We start from the raw sequence: 15,283 nt of genomic DNA, 5'->3' as shown, positions 1-15,283 counted from the left end.
GACGGGACCGCGGCGTCAGCGTCCCCGGCGCGACGAGGAGCGGCGGCTGCTGCTCGCGCTGGACGTCGGGCGCTTGGCGGCGGCACGCTTGGCCTTCTGCGACTTCGAGATCTTCTTGGCCACGAAGGTGAGCAGGAACGGAAGGATTCGGTAGATCACGGGGGACTCCTCGGGTGCATGCGCGCGGGGCCGCGCACCCTCCGATCATGGAGCGGCGCACGGATGCGCGGCACCCGTTGCGCCGCGCCCGGCGCTGTGCAGAGCTCAGCTCAGCTGCGTGCGCTCCACCCAGTCGAGGTACTCCGGGGTGACTGTGCCCGTGACGTACTCGCCGGTGAAGCAGCTGGTCTCGAGGTCGGTGACGTCCGAGCCCTCGAGGATCGCCGCCTTCATGTCGGCGACCTCCTGGTAGATCAGCTGGTCGGCGCCGATCGCCTCCGAGATCTCGGGGATGCGGCGGTTGTGGGCCACGAGCTCCTGGCGCGAGGGCATGTTGATCCCGTACACGTGCGGGTAGCGCACGGGAGGCGCGGCGGATGCGAAGGTGACCGTGTTCGCGCCGGCCGCGCGGGCCATGTCGACGATCTCCTTGGAGGTGGTGCCGCGGACGATCGAGTCGTCGACGATCAGGACGTTCTTGCCCTTGAACTCGCTCGACATCGCGTTGAGCTTCTGCCGCACCGACTTCTTGCGGACCGCCTGCCCGGGCATGATGAACGTCCGGCCGACGTAGCGGTTCTTGTAGAAGCCCTCGCGGTACTCGATCCCGAGCTTCTGCGCGACCTGCATCGCGGCGGGGCGGGAGGAGTCGGGGATCGGCATGACGACGTCGATCGCTCCGCCCGGGGTGTACTGCGCGATGGTGTCGGCGAGGCGGTCGCCCAGGCGCAGGCGCGCCTCGTAGACCGAGATGCCCGACATCACGGAGTCGGGGCGGGCGAGGTAGACGTACTCGAACGAGCACGGGATGAGTCGCGGGTCCTTCGCGCACTGGCGGCTGGCCATCCGGCCGTCGGGGGTGATGAAGACCGCCTCGCCGGGAGCGACGTCGCGGACGATCTCGAAGCCCTGCGCCTCGAGCACGAGCGACTCGGAGGCGACGACCCAGTCGTCCGGCGCCCCGGTGCTGCTGCGGCGGCCGACGATGAGCGGGCGGATCCCGAAGGGGTCGCGGAACGCCAGCAGCCCGACGCCGGCGATCAGCGCGATGGTGGCGTAGGAGCCCTCGACGCGCTCGTGCACGCGGGCGACGGCGTCGAACACCTCGTCGGCGTCGAGGTCGCGGCCCGACATCGAGGCCTGCAGCTCGTTCGCCAGCACGTTGACCAGCAGCTCCGTGTCGGAGGTGGTGTTGAGGTGGCGGCGGTCGATGCGGAAGAGCTCCTCGGTGAGCTCGCGCGTGTTCGTGAGGTTGCCGTTGTGGACGAGGATGATGCCGTACGGCGCGTTCACGTAGAACGGCTGGGCCTCCTCCTCGCGCTCGGCGTTGCCCTTCGTCGCGTAGCGCACGTGGCCGAGGCCCATGGATCCGAGCAGCGAGCGCATGTCGCGGGTGCGGAACGCCTCGCGGACCTGTCCCGCGGCCTTCTTGATGTGCAGAGTGCTGCCGTCGGCGGTCGCGATGCCGGTCGAGTCCTGGCCGCGGTGCTGCAGGAGGGAGAGGCTGTCGTAGATGGACTGGTTGACCGGTCCGGAGGACACGATCCCAACGATTCCGCACATGCCGGAGGGGCTCCCAAGGGGATAGCAGGGGGGTTTGACGGTCCATCCTGGCACGCGGGGGACTCATCCCCTAATGGTTCGCCGTGGGCGGATCCGTGGTCGCGGGGGTGCTCAGGGCGGCGTCGACCGGCGGATCGGCCGGGCGGTCGGTCGGGGAGCCGCGCGGCCGCTCAGCTGCTCGGAGCCGTCCAGGCGCCGGCGAGGCTGCGGTCCAGGACGCGGCGCCAGCCCTGCGGAGCCGCGGACTCGCGGCTGGTCGTGCCCGCCATCCAGAGCAGGGCCATCAGGTCGTCGTGGGTGAAGTCGGGGGAGAGGGATCCGTCGCGGTGGGCGGCCTCGACGAGACCCCGGCCGAGCTCGATCGAGCGGTCGCAGGCCTCGATGAGGGCGACTGCGTCGGGGAAGCGGCGCAGCATCGCGTCGTTGAGGGCGGGGTCCTCCAGCTGGAGGTCGATCATCCCGGAGACGAAGCGCTCCAGGCGTCCGCGGGAGGACCGCTCGGCGAGAGCGCGCTCGGTCAGGCCCTTCAGCTTCTCGCCGGCGACGGCCGGGACGACGGCGTCGATGAGCTCCTCACGGGAGCCGACGCGGTTGTAGAGGGTGCCGATGCTCACGCCGGCGTGACGGGCGATGTCCTCGAGGGGGGCGGCCAGGCCGCGGGAGCCGAAGACCTCGAGGGCGGCGGCGTGCAGCTTCTCGACGTTCCGCTGCGCGTCCCGGCGCAGGGCCTTCTGCTCGTCCACGTGATCCTCCCGATGATCTTGAGGCGCCACTCAACTTATGATCCAATGAGTGTTGAGGCTGACCTCAACTTAGCAGCCCCGCTCATCGCGCCCCGGGGCGCACGACGACAGGACCTCCCATGCCCCTTCTCACCGTCATCGGCGCGGGCCCCGGCCTCGGCCTCGAGATCGCCCGCGTCTTCGGCCGGGCCGGCTTCACCGTCGCCCTCGTCTCGCGGAACCAGGAGAAGCTGGACGGCCTGGCCGCCCGCCTCGCCGAGGAGGGCATCGAGGCGACGGGGTTCGCCGCCGACATCGCGCAGCCCGAGACCCTGACCGCCGCGCTGCGGGCGATCCGTGCCGACCTCGGTCCGATCGACGTCCTCGAGTTCTCCCCCGCCGACTCCGCTCTCACCCCGGTCGGCGTCCTCGACGTCACGCCCGAGAACCTGCAGCCGCAGATCGACTTCTACCTCGGCGGCGCGCTCCGCGCCGTCGGCGAGGTGGTTCCGGACATGATCGCCGCCGGCAGCGGGACGATCCTCGTCACCACCGGCGGCGGCTCCGTCTCCCCGCACGCGGCGCTGGCGAACATCAACATCGCCGCCGCGGGCCTGCGGAACTGGGTCCTCAACCTCCACTCCGCGCTCGAGCCCCGGGGCGTCTACGCCGCCCACGTGGCGATCACCGCACTCATCGACGGCGGCCACCCGGACGCGGCGGCCGAGGTCATCGCCCGGTCCTACCTCGACCTCCACCGCAGCCGCGACCGCGCCGAGCTGCACTACGTGGCCTGGGACTCGTGACCGCGGGCGCGGAGCGGGAGCCGCCGGTGCGGCGGACCCGGATCCGCGCCGCGGCGGGAGAGGGCAGTCGGTAGGGTCGTCGCGTGAGTGATGAGACGAGCAGCTACGCCCGCGCAGGAGTCGACACGGCGGCGGGGGACCTCGCCGTCGAGCTGATGAAGTCGGCGGTGTCGGCGACGCACGACAGCCGGGTCCTCGGCGGGGTCGGCGGCTTCGCGGGCCTCTACGACGTCTCCTTCCTCCGCGACTTCCGAGCCCCCCTCCTCGCGACCTCGACCGACGGCGTCGGCACCAAGGTCGCGCTCGCCCAGGCGATCGACAAGCACGACACCATCGGGCAGGACCTCGTCGGCATGGTCGTCGACGACATCGTCGTGGTCGGCGCCCGCCCCTTCTTCATGACCGACTACATCGCGTGCGGCAAGGTCGTCCCGGCCCGCATCGCCGACATCGTCGCCGGCATCGCGCGCGCCTGCTCCGAGACGGGCACCGCGCTCGTCGGCGGCGAGACGGCCGAGCACCCGGGCCTGCTCGGACCCGACGACTACGACGTGGCGGGCGCGGCGGTCGGCGCGATCGAGGCGGACCAGGTGCGCGGCGCCGACCGCGTGCGCGACGGCGACGTCGTGGTGGCGATGGCCTCCTCCGGACTGCACTCGAACGGCTACTCGCTCGTGCGCCACATCCTCGCCGAGCGCGGCATCGGCTTCACCGACCGCTCCGAGGAGCTGGGCGGCGTGGTCGGCGAGGTGCTGCTGGAGCCGACCCGCCTCTACACCCGGCCCCTCCTCGACCTGCTCGACGACGCCGAGCTCGGCCCGGCCGTCCACTCCATCAGCCACGTCACCGGCGGCGGGATCGCGGCGAACCTCGCGCGGGTGCTGCCGCGCGGCTCCTGGGTCGAGGTCGAGCGGGCGAGCTGGAGCCCGTCCGACGTGTTCCGCGCGCTCGCCGCGATGTCCGGCGCGACGCTCGAGAGCACCGAGGGCACCTGGAACCTCGGCATCGGCATGTTCGCCGTGGTCGCGGCGGAGGCGGCCGACGGCGTGATCGCGCGCCTCGAGCGCTCGGGCGTCCCGTCGTGGGTCGCGGGCCGCGTCTCGACGGCCGCGCGCGGTTTCGAGGGCTTCGAGCAGGGCGCGAAGGGCGTCGACGGCGGAGCGGTCCGCCTGGTCGGGTCCTACGCGGGCTGATCCCCGGAGGTGCCGCGGATCAGCGCGGTGCGGCGTGCGCGCGCTCCCAGGAGTGCTCGTGCCGGGTCAGCAGCCACGAGCCCGCCGCGCAGAGGGCGCAGGCGGCCGCGGTGGCGAGCAGGGCGGTCGCCCAGGTCGGGGCGTCGCGGCTGACGAGCAGGTTCGCGGAGGCGACCAGCACGCCGAGACCGGCGCCCGCGCTGGTGCCGAGCACGAACGGGCCGTCGCGGCGGCTCGCGACGCGCACCGCGACCATGCCGGCGACCGCTCCCGCGCCTCCGACGACTCCGATGCCCGCGCCGGAGGCCGCTCCCATGAGCAGGCCGAAGCTCACCAGCCCGGGCGGGCCGTCGGCGGCGAGGACGCCGGGCAGGTAGAGGACCAGGGCGACGGCGGCGCCGACCGCGCCGCCCACCAGGATCGCGCCGACCAGCAGGGCGGCGGTGACGTAGCCGACCCGCGCGACAGGCCGCGCGGATCCTCCGGGTTCGAACATTCGCGACTCCATCGACGCGGGCCCGCGGGGCAGCGGGCGGTCCTCGGACAGTACGCCCGAACGCCCCTCGGCGGAACCGCCGTCGGGGATCGGCGGGACTAGCGGCGGAGGGTCTCGCTCGGGAGCTCGCCGAACCGCGTCGCGTAGTGCTGGGCGAAGCGGCCGCCGCTGATGAACCCCCAGCGTGCGGCGACGTCGCCGACCACCAGCGAGCCGATCGATCCGGCCGAGAGCTCCTCGTGCGCGCGCTCGAGGCGGACGTCGCGCAGGTAGTGCCGCGGGGTCTCGCCGAAGGCGCGCTGGAACGCCAGCTGCACGCCGCGGACCGTGAGCCCCGCTGCGTCGGCGATGTCGGCCACTCCGAGGGGCAGATCGGCGTTGGCCTGCACGAACTCCACGGCCCGGCGGAGGCGCCGCGCGCTGACCGAGGGCGGCACGGCCGGCAGCGGGGCGATGCGGTGGGCGAAGGTCTGCAGGGCGGCGAGCGCGGCGATGCGGGCGACGCCGTCGCGCTGCAGCACGGTGGGCGTGTGCGCGGAGGCGAGGGTGTCGCGCAGGAGCCGGATCGCCGCCCACCAGGCGGTCGTGTCGCGCGCCACAGGGGCGAACCGCAGCGGGCCGGGCTCGGTGCCGTGCAGCTCCGCGGCGATCGCCTCGAGGTGGGCGGCCTCGAAGTGCACGAGCGCGTCGCGGTACTCGAGGGCCTCGAAGCCGAAGGGCCGGCCGCTCGGGAACATGGCCGGGCGGCCGACGACGAGGCGGTGCTCGTCGCGCCCCAGATCGAGGGAGGCGCGCCCGGCGGTCAGCCAGAGGGCGACGTAGACGTCGCTCGGGGCCACCGTGCCGCGCACCCGGCCCAGGAAGGAGGCGGAGTGGAGGCTGACGGGCCCGGGCCCGGTCGTCGTGTAGCGGAACGCGAACGGCACGACCGAGCGCTCGGCCCGGAAGCCGGAGCCGTTGTACGAGCCGGCGTAGAAGTCGCGCGCCTCGTCGAGGTCGTTCCCGCGACGCTCCGACCGCCACACGGGCAGCCGTGCGGGCGGGGAAGTGCTCATCCGGTCAGTGTCCCAGGGGGCACCGACATTCTGCACTCAGTGGCGGAAAGCGGGAGAACGTGCTCAGCCGAGCGACCCGCGCTCCAGGTCGGGTCGCTCGCCCGCCGGATCCCCGTCCGCACGCGAAACGGGGCCGCCCCGAGGGGGCGGCCCCGATTCACGGGAGGAGTCACGCACGCTTCTGGTGCGGCTCCTCGACGAGGTCCGTGTCGTCGCCGTCGTCCTCGGCGTCGATCCACTTCGAGTAGTCCGGCTCGTCCGGGTGGCTGAGCTCGCGCTCGAGCGCGCTGTAATCGACCGCCGGGCTGAACGACTTCAGCTCACGGGCGATCTTGGTGTTCTTCGCCTTCTGACGGCCGCGCCCCATGGGTGACCCCCTCACGATGACAGGCCAGACGGGCAGTGAGCCGGCTGGGGAAAAGAGCAGACAGGGAAAGTTGAAATCTACGCGGTAGTTTAGCAGACGGGGGACACGCCACCCCGGGCCTCGATCTGCCGGACGGCCGCCCATCCTCGACCGCGTCAGGAGCACCGTGGACAGCGTCGCCCCACCGCGTCCCGTCGTGGTGATCGGCGCGGGCCAGGCGGGTCTGTCCGTGGCCTACTACCTGCGCCGTCTCGGCCTCGTCCCCGGGCGCGACCTGATCGTCCTCGACCGCGGTCCGGAGCCCGGCGGGGCCTGGCAGTTCCGCTGGGAGGCCCTGCGGCTCGGCTCCGCGCACCGCGTGCACGATCTCCCGGGCATGGAGCGGATGGGGTTCTCGTTCCGCACGGCCGATCACCGGCGACCGGCACGGGACGTGGTCCGCGAGTACTACGGGCGCTACGAGGAGGAGCTCGGTCTCGAGATCCGCCGTCCGGAGTCGGTGCGGCGCGTCACGAGTGCGACGCCGCACGACACGGGGTCGCCGCTCGTCGTCGAGTCCGACCGCGCGGTCGAGCGCGCGAGCCTGCTCGTCAACGCGACCGGCACCTGGGGATCGCCCTTCGTCCCGCACTACCCCGGGCGCGACCGCTTCCGCGGCGTGCAGATCGACCCGACCGAGTACGTCCGCGCCGAGGACTTCGCCGGGAAGCAGGTGCTCGTGGTCGGCGGCGGCACCTCGGCGATCGGCTTCCTGCTGGAGCTCGAGCGGGTGGCGCGCTCCCTGACGTGGGCGACGCGGCGACCGGTGGTCTACCACGACGGCGAGCAGCTGGCGATGGAGTCGGCGGTGGAGGCGGTGGCCGAGCAGGACCGCGCCGCCCGCGCCGGGCTGCCCCTCCCGAGCATCGTCCGCGGCACGGGCGTGCAGCGCACCCGCCGGGTGGTCGCCGGGATCGAGCGCGGGCTCCTGCACGAGCGGGGGATGTTCTCGTCGATCGAGGAGGAGGGCGTGCGCTGGCCGGACGGCTCCTTCACGCGCGCCGACGCGATCATCTGGGCGACGGGCTTCCGGCCGGAGCTGCGCCACCTCGCTCCGCTCGGGCTGCGCGAGCGCGAGGGCGGCATCGCGGTCGCCGACGGAGCCTCGCTGACGGATCCGCGCGTCTTCTTCGCCGGCTACGGCCCGACGGCCTCGACCATCGGGGCGAACCGCTCGGGCCGGCGCATCGCGCGCGCGGTCGTGGCGCGCCTGCCCTGAACGCGCCTGCCCTGAGCCGGCCTGATCTGAGCCGGTCCGCCCTGAGCGGCGCGGCGCCTCAGATCCTGCCGTCCCAGTCCACCGGCACCACGGAGCCGCGGTAGCGGATCCCGTCCACGCGGATCGGCCCGGCGAGCGCGGGCGAGAGCGGCGCGACGACCAGGGTGTCGCCTCCGGGAGCGAGCCCCAGCGCCGCCGACAGCACGGCGACGGAGGCGGCCGCCGACCAGGCCTGCGGTCGGCAGGCCGCCGGGTACGGCACCGGCGCGTGCACCTCGGCGGCGGGGTCGCCCGAGTGCAGCTCGGGCATCCGGTAGCCGAAGCCCTCGGCCGCGGCGATCAGTCCGCGCGAGAGGGTCGTCGCCGCCGCCCCGAAGCCCTCCCGGGCGAGCCCGGTGACGGCGATCGCGGTGTCGTGGGCCCAGACGGAGCCGCCGTGGTACGACAGCGGCCAGTAGCCGCCCGAGCCGGTGTCCAGGGTGCGCAGGCCGAAGCCCGAGTCGAGCCCGGGGGAGACCAGCAGCTCGGCGACCCGGGCGGCGTGCTCGGGGGAGAGGATGCCGGTGCCGAGGAGGTGGCCGAGGTTGCTGGTGATCGTGTCGACCGGGCGCCCGGCCGCGTCGAGCGCGATCGCCGGGTAGCCGCCGTCGGCGTCGTCGATCCAGAACGCCTCCGCGAAGCGCGCCTTCAGCGTCGACGCCGCCTCGCGCCACTCCGAGCCGTCACGGCCGAGGTGCTCGAGCAGCGCCGCTCCGCCGACCATGGCCTCGTGGGCGTAGGCCTGCACCTCGCAGAGCGCGATCGGACCCTCCGCGAGCGTGCCGTCGCGCCACTGGATCGAGTCGCCCGAGTCCTTCCAGCCCTGGTTGGCGAGCCCGTGCCCCGTGGTGTCGACGTACTCGAGGAACCCGTCGCCGTCCGGGTCGCCGTCGTCGCGGAGCCAGCGCAGCGCCGCCTCCAGAGCGGGCAGCAGCTGGGCGCCGGCAACCACTACCCGCTGCAGCTCGCGGCCGCGGTGCTGATGTCTATCCCGGTGGCCGTGCTGTTCTTCGTCTTCCAGCGGCGGATCATGAACACGACCGAGGGCGCGGAGAAGGGCTGACGCGGGTGCTCGGCGCGGGGTCCCGATGAGCCGCGCGTTCGGCTCTCGACCGGCAGGTGCCGGCGTCCTGATCGGGCAGTCGGAGCGCCCTCGCCGAGGCTGATGCGCGGCATCACGAACAGCGATCGGCTGCGAACTGTCATGCCCGTACAGTTTCCTCAGCACTCGAGGAGGAGAGCATGACGAGCAGCACGAGCACGAATCCGATCGCCGTCCTCGGCGCGGGCCCCGCCGGCATGGCCGCGGCGCTCGGGCTGAGGAAGGCGGGCCACGAGGTGGTCGTCTACGAGCGCTACCGGCGCGCCCGTCCGGCGGGCAACATCCTCAATCTCTGGCCGCCGCCCATCAAGGCGCTCCAGGACATGGGCGTGGACATCGTGGACCTCGGCGCACCGTGCCACACGACCTTCCGCAACGCGAAGGGCCGGGTGCGCGCCGACGTCGATCTGCCCGCGCACGTCGTGGACCAGTACGGAGGCGGATTCATCGGGATGCTCCGCCCCGACCTCTACGAGCGGATGCTCGCCGCGATGCCGGCGGACACCATCGAGTTCAATCGTCAGGTCGACAGGATCGACGACCACGGGGACGGGGTGACCATCACCTTCTCGGACGGAGTCCGCGTCGAGACGCCCCTTCTCATCGGCGCGGACGGCATCGACTCGATGGTCCGGCGCGGGCTGTGGGGAGCGACTCCGAAGCGCCCCCACGACCTGCACATCATCGGAGGGTTCACCTTCGCGGACTCCGTGGAGGCCGAGCCGAACGAGGTGGTGCTGAGCCACAACCGGACGGTGCAGGGGACGTACACCTCGATCCGCAGCCGTGGTCGCTCGGGATACCAGTGGTGGGTCCTGGAGGCCTGGGGCGACGACCAGGCGGCGCCCGCCGATCTGCGCGCTCACGCCGCCGCCCTCGCGGCAGGGTTCTCCGGTCCGCTGGCGCAGCTCGTCGCCGCCACGCCCGGCGAGAACCTCCAGCGGTGGCCGATCCGCGACATCGAGCCGCTGGCGCAGTGGTCGAAGGGACGCATCACCCTCGCCGGCGACGCCGCCCACGCGAGCTCCCCCTACGCGGCGTACGGCGCGGGCATGTCCATCTGGGACGGGTACTTCCTCGGGCAGCTGCTCGCCGGCGTCGACCTGTCCGACAGCGCGGCGGACGGCGGTGCTCTCAGCGAGTACGACCGCAAGCGGATCCCGCACACGAGGGAGCAGGTGCAGTCGGCGTACATGCTCGGCAGGCTCTTCCATCACGCGCCGGCGCCGCTGCGGCCGATCCGCGACTTCCTGCTGGACCACACGCCGTTCCTGCAGAAGCAGGTCGGCGAGCGCAATCCGCGCGAGATCATGGCGCAACTGGAGGAGATGGGCGGCGGCATCCTGTCGCGGGCATGACCGGGACTCCGAGTGCGGTCCGGCCGCCGCTGCAGGACCGCAGCCGCGCGAGCTGGGCCCGAGTCCTCGACGCGGGCCTCGCACTCCTCGAGGAGGACGGCGCGGACGCCCTCACCGTCGCTGCAGTGTGCCGGCGCGCACAGATCTCGCCTCCCTCGCTCTACGCGCGCGTCGACGGACGGAGCGGCCTGTTCCACGCCGTCTACGAGCACGGCATGACGGGCGTGGCGCGGTCGGAGGACGAGCGGCTGCGAGCCGTCGACGGATCCGCTCGTGCTGTCGTGGACGCCGTCACCGCGGTCTTCGACAGGCACCGGGCCTTCCTCCGTGCGGTGATGGTCGCCTCGTCGAGCGACCGCGCGCTGCTCGAGCGGGGCGCCCAGGAGTCCCGCCGCTTCGTGGACCGGGTGGCGCAGGTGCTCCCGACCGCCGACCCCGAGGCGGGGCGATCGGCCGCTCGGGCGCTCTACGAGGCGAACTCCTTCCGCACGCTGCACGGCGATGCGTTCTGGAGCCCCGGCGGAGAGCATCGAGACGCGTTCATCGATCGGACGACCCGGCTCGTGGACACGATCCTCGGCTGACGCGCTCCTACCGCCGGACCTGGGCAGGCCGTTCGCCGGACCTCGCCGTGCCCCGACGCCCCTCCTGGGCTGCTCGACCGGCAGAGGCCGCTCACGCTGATCGAGCAGCGCGCGCAGCGCGCGTATCGAGATCCGCTTGTGTGCAGCGGATCTCGATACGCGCCTGGGGGGCTGCTCGACAAGCGTGCGCGGAGCGCCGCCCCTACTTCGCGAGGAACTCCAGGACGACGCGGTTCCACTCCTCCGGGTGGCTCACGGTCACTCCGTGCGGGGCGCCGTGGACGACGTGCAGCTCGGAGCCGGGGATCGCCGCGTGCGTGCGGGCGCCGGAGCCCTCGAACGGGACGGTGCCGTCGCCGTCGCCGTGGATGACGAGCGCGGGCACGGAGACGTTCGGCAGGTCCTCGCGGAAGTCGGTGGTCGCGAACGCCGTCATGCAGGCGAGGGCCGCGTGCTTGGCCGACTGCTTCGCCAGAGCGATCGCCTCCTGGCGCTGCTCCTCCGTCACCTTCAGCACGCCGTCGACCGAGAAGAAGTCGGTGGTGAACTGGTCGTAGAAGTCGTCCTCGCTCTTCGTGAGGCCCGCGGTCATCTGCGCGGCCTGCGCCTTCTCGAGCGGGCCGTCCGGGTTGTCGTCCGTCTTCATCAGGTACGGCGGGACGGCCGAGGCGAAGACGACGCTGTGCAGGCGATCGGCGCCGTACTTCGTGAAGTAGCGGGCGACCTCGCCGCCGCCCATCGAGAAGCCGACCAGGGTGACGTCCTGCAGGTCGAGCTCGGTGAGGAGGGTGTGCAGGTCCTCGGTGAGCGTGTCGTAGCTGTAGCCGGTGAGCGGCTTGTCGCTGCGCCCGAAGCCGCGGCGGTCGTAGGTGACGACGCGGTAGCCGGCCTCGGCGAACGCGGGGACCTGCTCCTTCCACGACTCGCCCGAGAGGGGCCAGCCGTGGATGAGGACCACGGGGCGGCCCGATCCGCCGGTGTCGTCGACGTGCAGGTCCGTGTCCTTGAAGAGTCCGTGGTGGGCGGTGATCTCGGCCATGGCGAGTGCTCCTTCCGGCGCCGACGATCGGCGTCACTTGATGTTCGAGGACGTCCCTGCGAGCGGATGGCCGGGGCGGGGAGGGTTGACAGCTCCCGTCACTCCGCGACGACGGCCGCGGCGAGGCCCCGCAGCGCGGTGTGCAGCCCGGGGCTCATGGGCAGCCCGGCGTCGAGCACCGCGTTCGCGGCGGCGACCAGCACCGGTGCCGCGGGGGAGGAGACCACGGTGAGGCCGGCGGGCGGATCCGCGTCGCCCGAGGGCCGCACGACCAGGACGAGCCGGGAGCTGGGAGCGCTCGTGCTGATCGTCGCTCCCGATCGGGCGGGCAGCACCGCGAGGGTGCCGCGACCGACGAACTCGCGCTCCTCCCGACTGGCGACGGTGAACGCGCCCTCGAGCGGGAGCAGGAGCACCACCGACCCCGGGTCGGCGCGGGGGCTCGGGCGGAAGTCGATCGTGCCGGCCGTGTGCCAGATCCGCCGGAGGAGCACGCCCTCGGTGGCCGCCTCCTGCCCGGTGACGGCGAACGCGGGGTCGGGCCCGGCCTCGGCGTGGCGGGCCCGCAGCCAGTGCCGGGCGGAGTCGCCGCGGAGGGGCATCGGGCGGATCAGCGGATCGGACACGGCGGCTCCCGAGGAACGCGGACCTGAATCGGCCGAGACAGTGAGGAACCATCATCCTAGGAGCGGCGGGAGGCGTCGTCTCCGGAGTGGCGCGTCCTCACATGCCGATGCCGCCCCGGCCGCGCTGAGCGCGACGCCGGAGCGGCATCCGAAGGGTGGTGCGGACTACTGGAATCCGCCGCCACGGTCCTCCGGGTCCTCGATCGGGTCGGAGTCGGGAGTGTCGATCGAGTAGGTCACGTGGACCGCCTCGCCGACCTCCTTCGCGGAGACGGCGTTGTACACGAGGTGCGTCTCCTGGCCGTCGACGGCGGCGTAGACGTCGACCTCCTTCTCGTAGCCCCCCTCGGTGCTGACGCGGTTCTCGGTCTGGCCGTCGAACGGCCCGCCCTGGAAGAAGGCGAGGTAGCTCTCGCCCTCGGCGAGTGCGCGGATGTCGTTGCTCATGCCCCCAGGTCTACCACTCGGCGCCTTCCCGCCGCTCGGCCTTGCGCTCGGCGGGCGGAGGAGGGCCGGGAGCGGCGGCGGCCGTGCCGCGAGGTGGCACTGCTCGACGGGATCTCTCCGCACGCGCCGTCAGGGCACGAGCCGCTGCGTGATCGAGGCCGTCGGCCCGCTCAGCGCGATCTCGGCGAGCGCGCCGTTGACCAGGGGCATCTGCGGCGGCTGGTGCCCGGTGTCGACGTCGAGGATCACCGGCACACCGAGGTCGCCGAGAGCGCGCCGCACCGCGTCCTCCTGGCTCAGCTCGGGCAGGGACGCGCCCTCGGTCCGGCCGATCAGGACGCCGGTCGCCTGCTCGAACCACCCCGCGAGCCGGAGGGAGGTGAGCATCCGGAGCACCGAGACGGAGTCGGACCCGGCCGCCTCCAGGTAGACGACGGTGCCCTCCGGCGCGTGCCGGCGAGCGAAGCCCGGAACGTCGCCGTAGGGCGTGCCCGCGAGCAGGGACACCGTCTCGAGGCATCCGCCGATCAAGCGGCCGGACATCGCCGCGTCCGCTGACCCGTCGAGCGAGCGCCAGCGGGTCGGCTCCTCGTAGGCCCGATCGCGGTCGAGCGGCTCGTCCGCCCACGCACCCCACGGACGGCTCCGGCGTCGCGGCGCGGCGTGCTGCGTGAACGCGGCTCCGGGCTCGAGGCCGGCGACCTCCGTCCAGCGGTGGAACCCGACCGGCAGCTCCCACGGCTCGTCCATCAGATTGGCGCCGTGGATCGTCGCGAGCCCGGTCGTCGTCGTCAGGGGCAGGAGCAGCGTCGAGACGTCCGACCAGCCGACGAACCAGGGCCGGGCCTCCGCGAGGGCGTGCCAGTCGAGCCTCTCCAGCAGCTCGACGGCGAGCTCGCCGCCCCACGGAGGAAGGACCGCGTCCCCGCTCCGGAAGGCGTCGTGCAGGTCGGCCGCCCGATCCGCGGCGGACGCCGGAGCGAGTCCGCCGAGGAGGGCGTGCGGCCGGACCCGGACGTCGTATCCCGCCGAGCCGAGTCGGCGCGCGGCGTCCTGCAGCCGGTCGTGCAGGTGCGCGGGGACTCCCATCGAGGGCGCGGGCACCTCCACCCGGCCTCCGGCGCGGAGGGGCGAGGGGTACGTGATGCTCGCCATCCGACGACGCTAACGCCCCTCGCGGTGACGGGCTTCGAATGCTCCGTCCGGCGAGTACCTCCGCGCCCTTCCTGCCCCGACTCGCGGGCGGCCGCTGAGCGCGATCGCGAGAGGGGTCGGCGCGAGTGCCGCGCCGCCCACCCACCCACTCGTGCGCAGCGCCGCCCGCCGGGAAGAAAGATGGGGCCAGGAGGCGCACCGGAACGTGACGTCCCGGTCTCGCGCAGGCGTCTCGGCTCCGCTGCTGCCTGCGGCGATCAGCGCCACGCGGCGCCTTCAGATCGTGAGGCGGCCGATCTCGTCCTCGGAGAGGAGGCGGTCGGAGTAGAGCACGATGCGAGCCGCGGGGTCGTGGCTGTGCGCGTCGGGGCCCTCCCACCTCCGTTCGAGACCGAGTCGAGCGACCGTCCGGTGCGATCGCTCGTTCCGTTCCGCGACGACCGCGGTCACGGGGAGCTCCGGCCGGAGCCGCCGCGCCCGCGCGATCCCTGCGGAGGCGACCTCCTGGGCGTACCCCCTGCCCCAGTGGTCCGGATGGACGGTGAATGCGACGTTCCAGGCCGTGTCGGTGAGGAGAGTGCAGCCGCCGACCCCGATCGCACCGTCCGCGCCGCCCTCGGGACTCCGCAGCCGGACGACCCAGCTGCTGAGGTCGTCCCGTTCCCGCTGCGCCGTCCGGCGGGCGTGCACCGCCCGGGTCTGCTCGACGGAGCCGTGTCGGAGGAGGGGGTCGCCCGCCGCGATCCGCTCGTCGGAGTACAGCCGCCACAGCTCGTCCAGATCGCTCTCGGCGGGACGGAACAGCCGGAGCCGCTCGGTCGTCTCGTCGGGGCGATCACCGGCGCCGATGCTGCTGCCGCTCGCTCGAGGCGGGACTCGGGGCCATCGGGGCGGTCGCCGAGGAGTGAGGCGAGCGCGGTGACCGCGCCTGGACGTCCACCCGCTCAGCCCGTGATCAGGCCGGTGAGGCGGTCGGCGGCGGCTCCGACGGTCGAGACCGCATTGACCGTGACGAGGCAGGCGATTCCCCAGAACCAGGTGCGACCGGGTGCCCCGGCGCTGCGCCGCTCGAAGGCGAGCCACCAGGCGCCGACCACCGAGACGCACGCCGCGACCACCGAGCCGAGCGCCATGCGGACGTACTCCTCCGGTCCGGGGGAGGACCAGGCCGTGGTCGCGAGGACGATGAGCAGCGGGGCCACGATCATCCCCAGTGCGCCGAGCAGCACCGCATGGAGGTGACTGCGGAGAGGGGCCCCGGTCGTCGTCGTCGCGGTCCGCGTCCGGGTCGTGTCCATGCCGCGTCCCCCGTCG

The 15,283-nt window shown here is 73.3% G+C and carries 18 protein-coding genes and 1 pseudogene; 6 read left to right on the top strand and 13 right to left on the bottom strand.

The window, feature by feature from the left end:
* Positions 1-15: 15 nt before the first annotated feature.
* From C5C95_RS17440 to C5C95_RS09450, 3 genes are all read right to left on the bottom strand, one after another.
* Positions 16-159 carry a hypothetical protein gene (locus C5C95_RS17440; RefSeq protein WP_181028791.1) on the bottom strand — a complete coding sequence of 48 codons (144 nt, stop codon included), beginning with the start codon at positions 157-159 and terminating at the stop codon, positions 16-18.
* Between the two features lie 105 nt (positions 160-264).
* On the bottom strand, positions 265-1,722 hold the full coding sequence (gene purF / locus C5C95_RS09455) for an amidophosphoribosyltransferase (protein ID WP_104324308.1): 1,458 nt from the start codon (positions 1,720-1,722) through the stop codon (positions 265-267).
* Positions 1,723-1,892: 170 nt separating this feature from the next.
* Positions 1,893-2,465, bottom strand: coding sequence for a TetR/AcrR family transcriptional regulator (locus tag C5C95_RS09450; protein WP_104324307.1), 573 nt, complete (start codon positions 2,463-2,465; stop codon positions 1,893-1,895).
* Positions 2,466-2,584: 119 nt separating this feature from the next.
* Here C5C95_RS09450 and C5C95_RS09445 point away from each other — a divergent pair, with 119 nt between their 5' ends.
* Entirely contained in the window at positions 2,585-3,250 is a 666-nt protein-coding gene (locus C5C95_RS09445; protein WP_104324306.1) for an SDR family NAD(P)-dependent oxidoreductase, read from the top strand.
* 83 nt (positions 3,251-3,333) lie between these two features.
* Positions 3,334-4,443 carry a phosphoribosylformylglycinamidine cyclo-ligase gene (purM, locus tag C5C95_RS09440; RefSeq protein WP_104226815.1) on the top strand — a complete coding sequence of 370 codons (1,110 nt, stop codon included), beginning with the start codon at positions 3,334-3,336 and terminating at the stop codon, positions 4,441-4,443.
* Between the two features lie 19 nt (positions 4,444-4,462).
* Here the strand turns inward: purM and C5C95_RS09435 are convergent, their stop codons facing one another.
* The 3 genes from C5C95_RS09435 to C5C95_RS09425 form a co-directional block, all read right to left on the bottom strand.
* Positions 4,463-4,939: a hypothetical protein gene (locus C5C95_RS09435; protein ID WP_104226816.1), complete on the bottom strand. Its 477-nt coding sequence runs from the start codon at positions 4,937-4,939 to the stop codon at positions 4,463-4,465.
* 98 nt (positions 4,940-5,037) lie between these two features.
* Entirely contained in the window at positions 5,038-5,994 is a 957-nt protein-coding gene (locus C5C95_RS09430) for an AraC family transcriptional regulator (protein ID WP_104324305.1), read from the bottom strand.
* 169 nt (positions 5,995-6,163) lie between these two features.
* Positions 6,164-6,361 (bottom strand): DUF3073 domain-containing protein, encoded by a 198-nt coding sequence (locus tag C5C95_RS09425; RefSeq protein ID WP_097167615.1) that lies wholly within the window; start codon positions 6,359-6,361, stop codon positions 6,164-6,166.
* A 166-nt stretch (positions 6,362-6,527) separates the two neighbouring features.
* On the opposite strand from C5C95_RS09425, the gene C5C95_RS09420 reads away from it, so the two are divergent.
* The gene (locus C5C95_RS09420) at positions 6,528-7,619 is read left to right on the top strand and encodes an FAD-dependent oxidoreductase (protein WP_104324304.1); all 1,092 of its coding nucleotides are present in this window, start codon (positions 6,528-6,530) and stop codon (positions 7,617-7,619) included.
* A gap of 58 nt (positions 7,620-7,677) precedes the next feature.
* On the opposite strand, the gene C5C95_RS09415 is transcribed toward C5C95_RS09420, so the two are convergent.
* Positions 7,678-8,610, bottom strand: coding sequence for an amylo-alpha-1,6-glucosidase (locus C5C95_RS09415; RefSeq protein WP_374954313.1), 933 nt, complete (start codon positions 8,608-8,610; stop codon positions 7,678-7,680).
* On the opposite strand from C5C95_RS09415, the pseudogene C5C95_RS17830 reads away from it, so the two are divergent.
* The 3 genes and pseudogenes from C5C95_RS17830 to C5C95_RS09400 form a co-directional block, all read left to right on the top strand.
* Positions 8,575-8,721, top strand: a pseudogene (locus C5C95_RS17830) (carbohydrate ABC transporter permease); the annotation flags it as partial. The gene C5C95_RS09415 and the pseudogene C5C95_RS17830 sit on opposite strands and share 36 nt — an antisense overlap.
* A 179-nt stretch (positions 8,722-8,900) precedes the next feature.
* Entirely contained in the window at positions 8,901-10,118 is a 1,218-nt protein-coding gene (locus C5C95_RS09405) for an NAD(P)/FAD-dependent oxidoreductase (protein ID WP_104324303.1), read from the top strand.
* Positions 10,115-10,702: a TetR/AcrR family transcriptional regulator gene (locus C5C95_RS09400; protein WP_104324302.1), complete on the top strand. Its 588-nt coding sequence runs from the start codon at positions 10,115-10,117 to the stop codon at positions 10,700-10,702. The genes C5C95_RS09405 and C5C95_RS09400 overlap by 4 nt, the downstream gene beginning before the upstream one ends.
* Before the next feature lie 202 nt (positions 10,703-10,904).
* Here C5C95_RS09400 and C5C95_RS09395 read toward each other — a convergent pair whose 3' ends face one another.
* From C5C95_RS09395 to C5C95_RS17825, 6 genes are all read right to left on the bottom strand, one after another.
* Positions 10,905-11,741, bottom strand: coding sequence for an alpha/beta fold hydrolase (locus C5C95_RS09395; protein WP_104223760.1), 837 nt, complete (start codon positions 11,739-11,741; stop codon positions 10,905-10,907).
* Positions 11,742-11,839: 98 nt separating this feature from the next.
* Positions 11,840-12,367 carry a hypothetical protein gene (locus C5C95_RS09390; protein ID WP_104324301.1) on the bottom strand — a complete coding sequence of 176 codons (528 nt, stop codon included), beginning with the start codon at positions 12,365-12,367 and terminating at the stop codon, positions 11,840-11,842.
* Positions 12,368-12,532: 165 nt separating this feature from the next.
* Entirely contained in the window at positions 12,533-12,814 is a 282-nt protein-coding gene (locus tag C5C95_RS09385; protein WP_104223758.1) for an oligoribonuclease, read from the bottom strand.
* Between the two features lie 129 nt (positions 12,815-12,943).
* Positions 12,944-13,969, bottom strand: coding sequence for a S66 peptidase family protein (locus C5C95_RS09380; protein ID WP_104324300.1), 1,026 nt, complete (start codon positions 13,967-13,969; stop codon positions 12,944-12,946).
* A 276-nt stretch (positions 13,970-14,245) separates the two neighbouring features.
* The gene (locus C5C95_RS09375; protein ID WP_258072650.1) at positions 14,246-14,773 is read right to left on the bottom strand and encodes a GNAT family N-acetyltransferase; all 528 of its coding nucleotides are present in this window, start codon (positions 14,771-14,773) and stop codon (positions 14,246-14,248) included.
* A gap of 140 nt (positions 14,774-14,913) precedes the next feature.
* The gene (locus C5C95_RS17825; RefSeq protein WP_258072646.1) at positions 14,914-15,267 is read right to left on the bottom strand and encodes a hypothetical protein; all 354 of its coding nucleotides are present in this window, start codon (positions 15,265-15,267) and stop codon (positions 14,914-14,916) included.
* Positions 15,268-15,283 lie beyond the last annotated feature (16 nt).

Source organism: Rathayibacter sp. AY1B7, assembly GCF_002932735.1.
Lineage (GTDB): Bacteria > Actinomycetota > Actinomycetes > Actinomycetales > Microbacteriaceae > Rathayibacter.
Note: the sequence above shows the minus strand (reverse complement) of the source record. Positions and strands in the feature narration are given on the sequence as shown.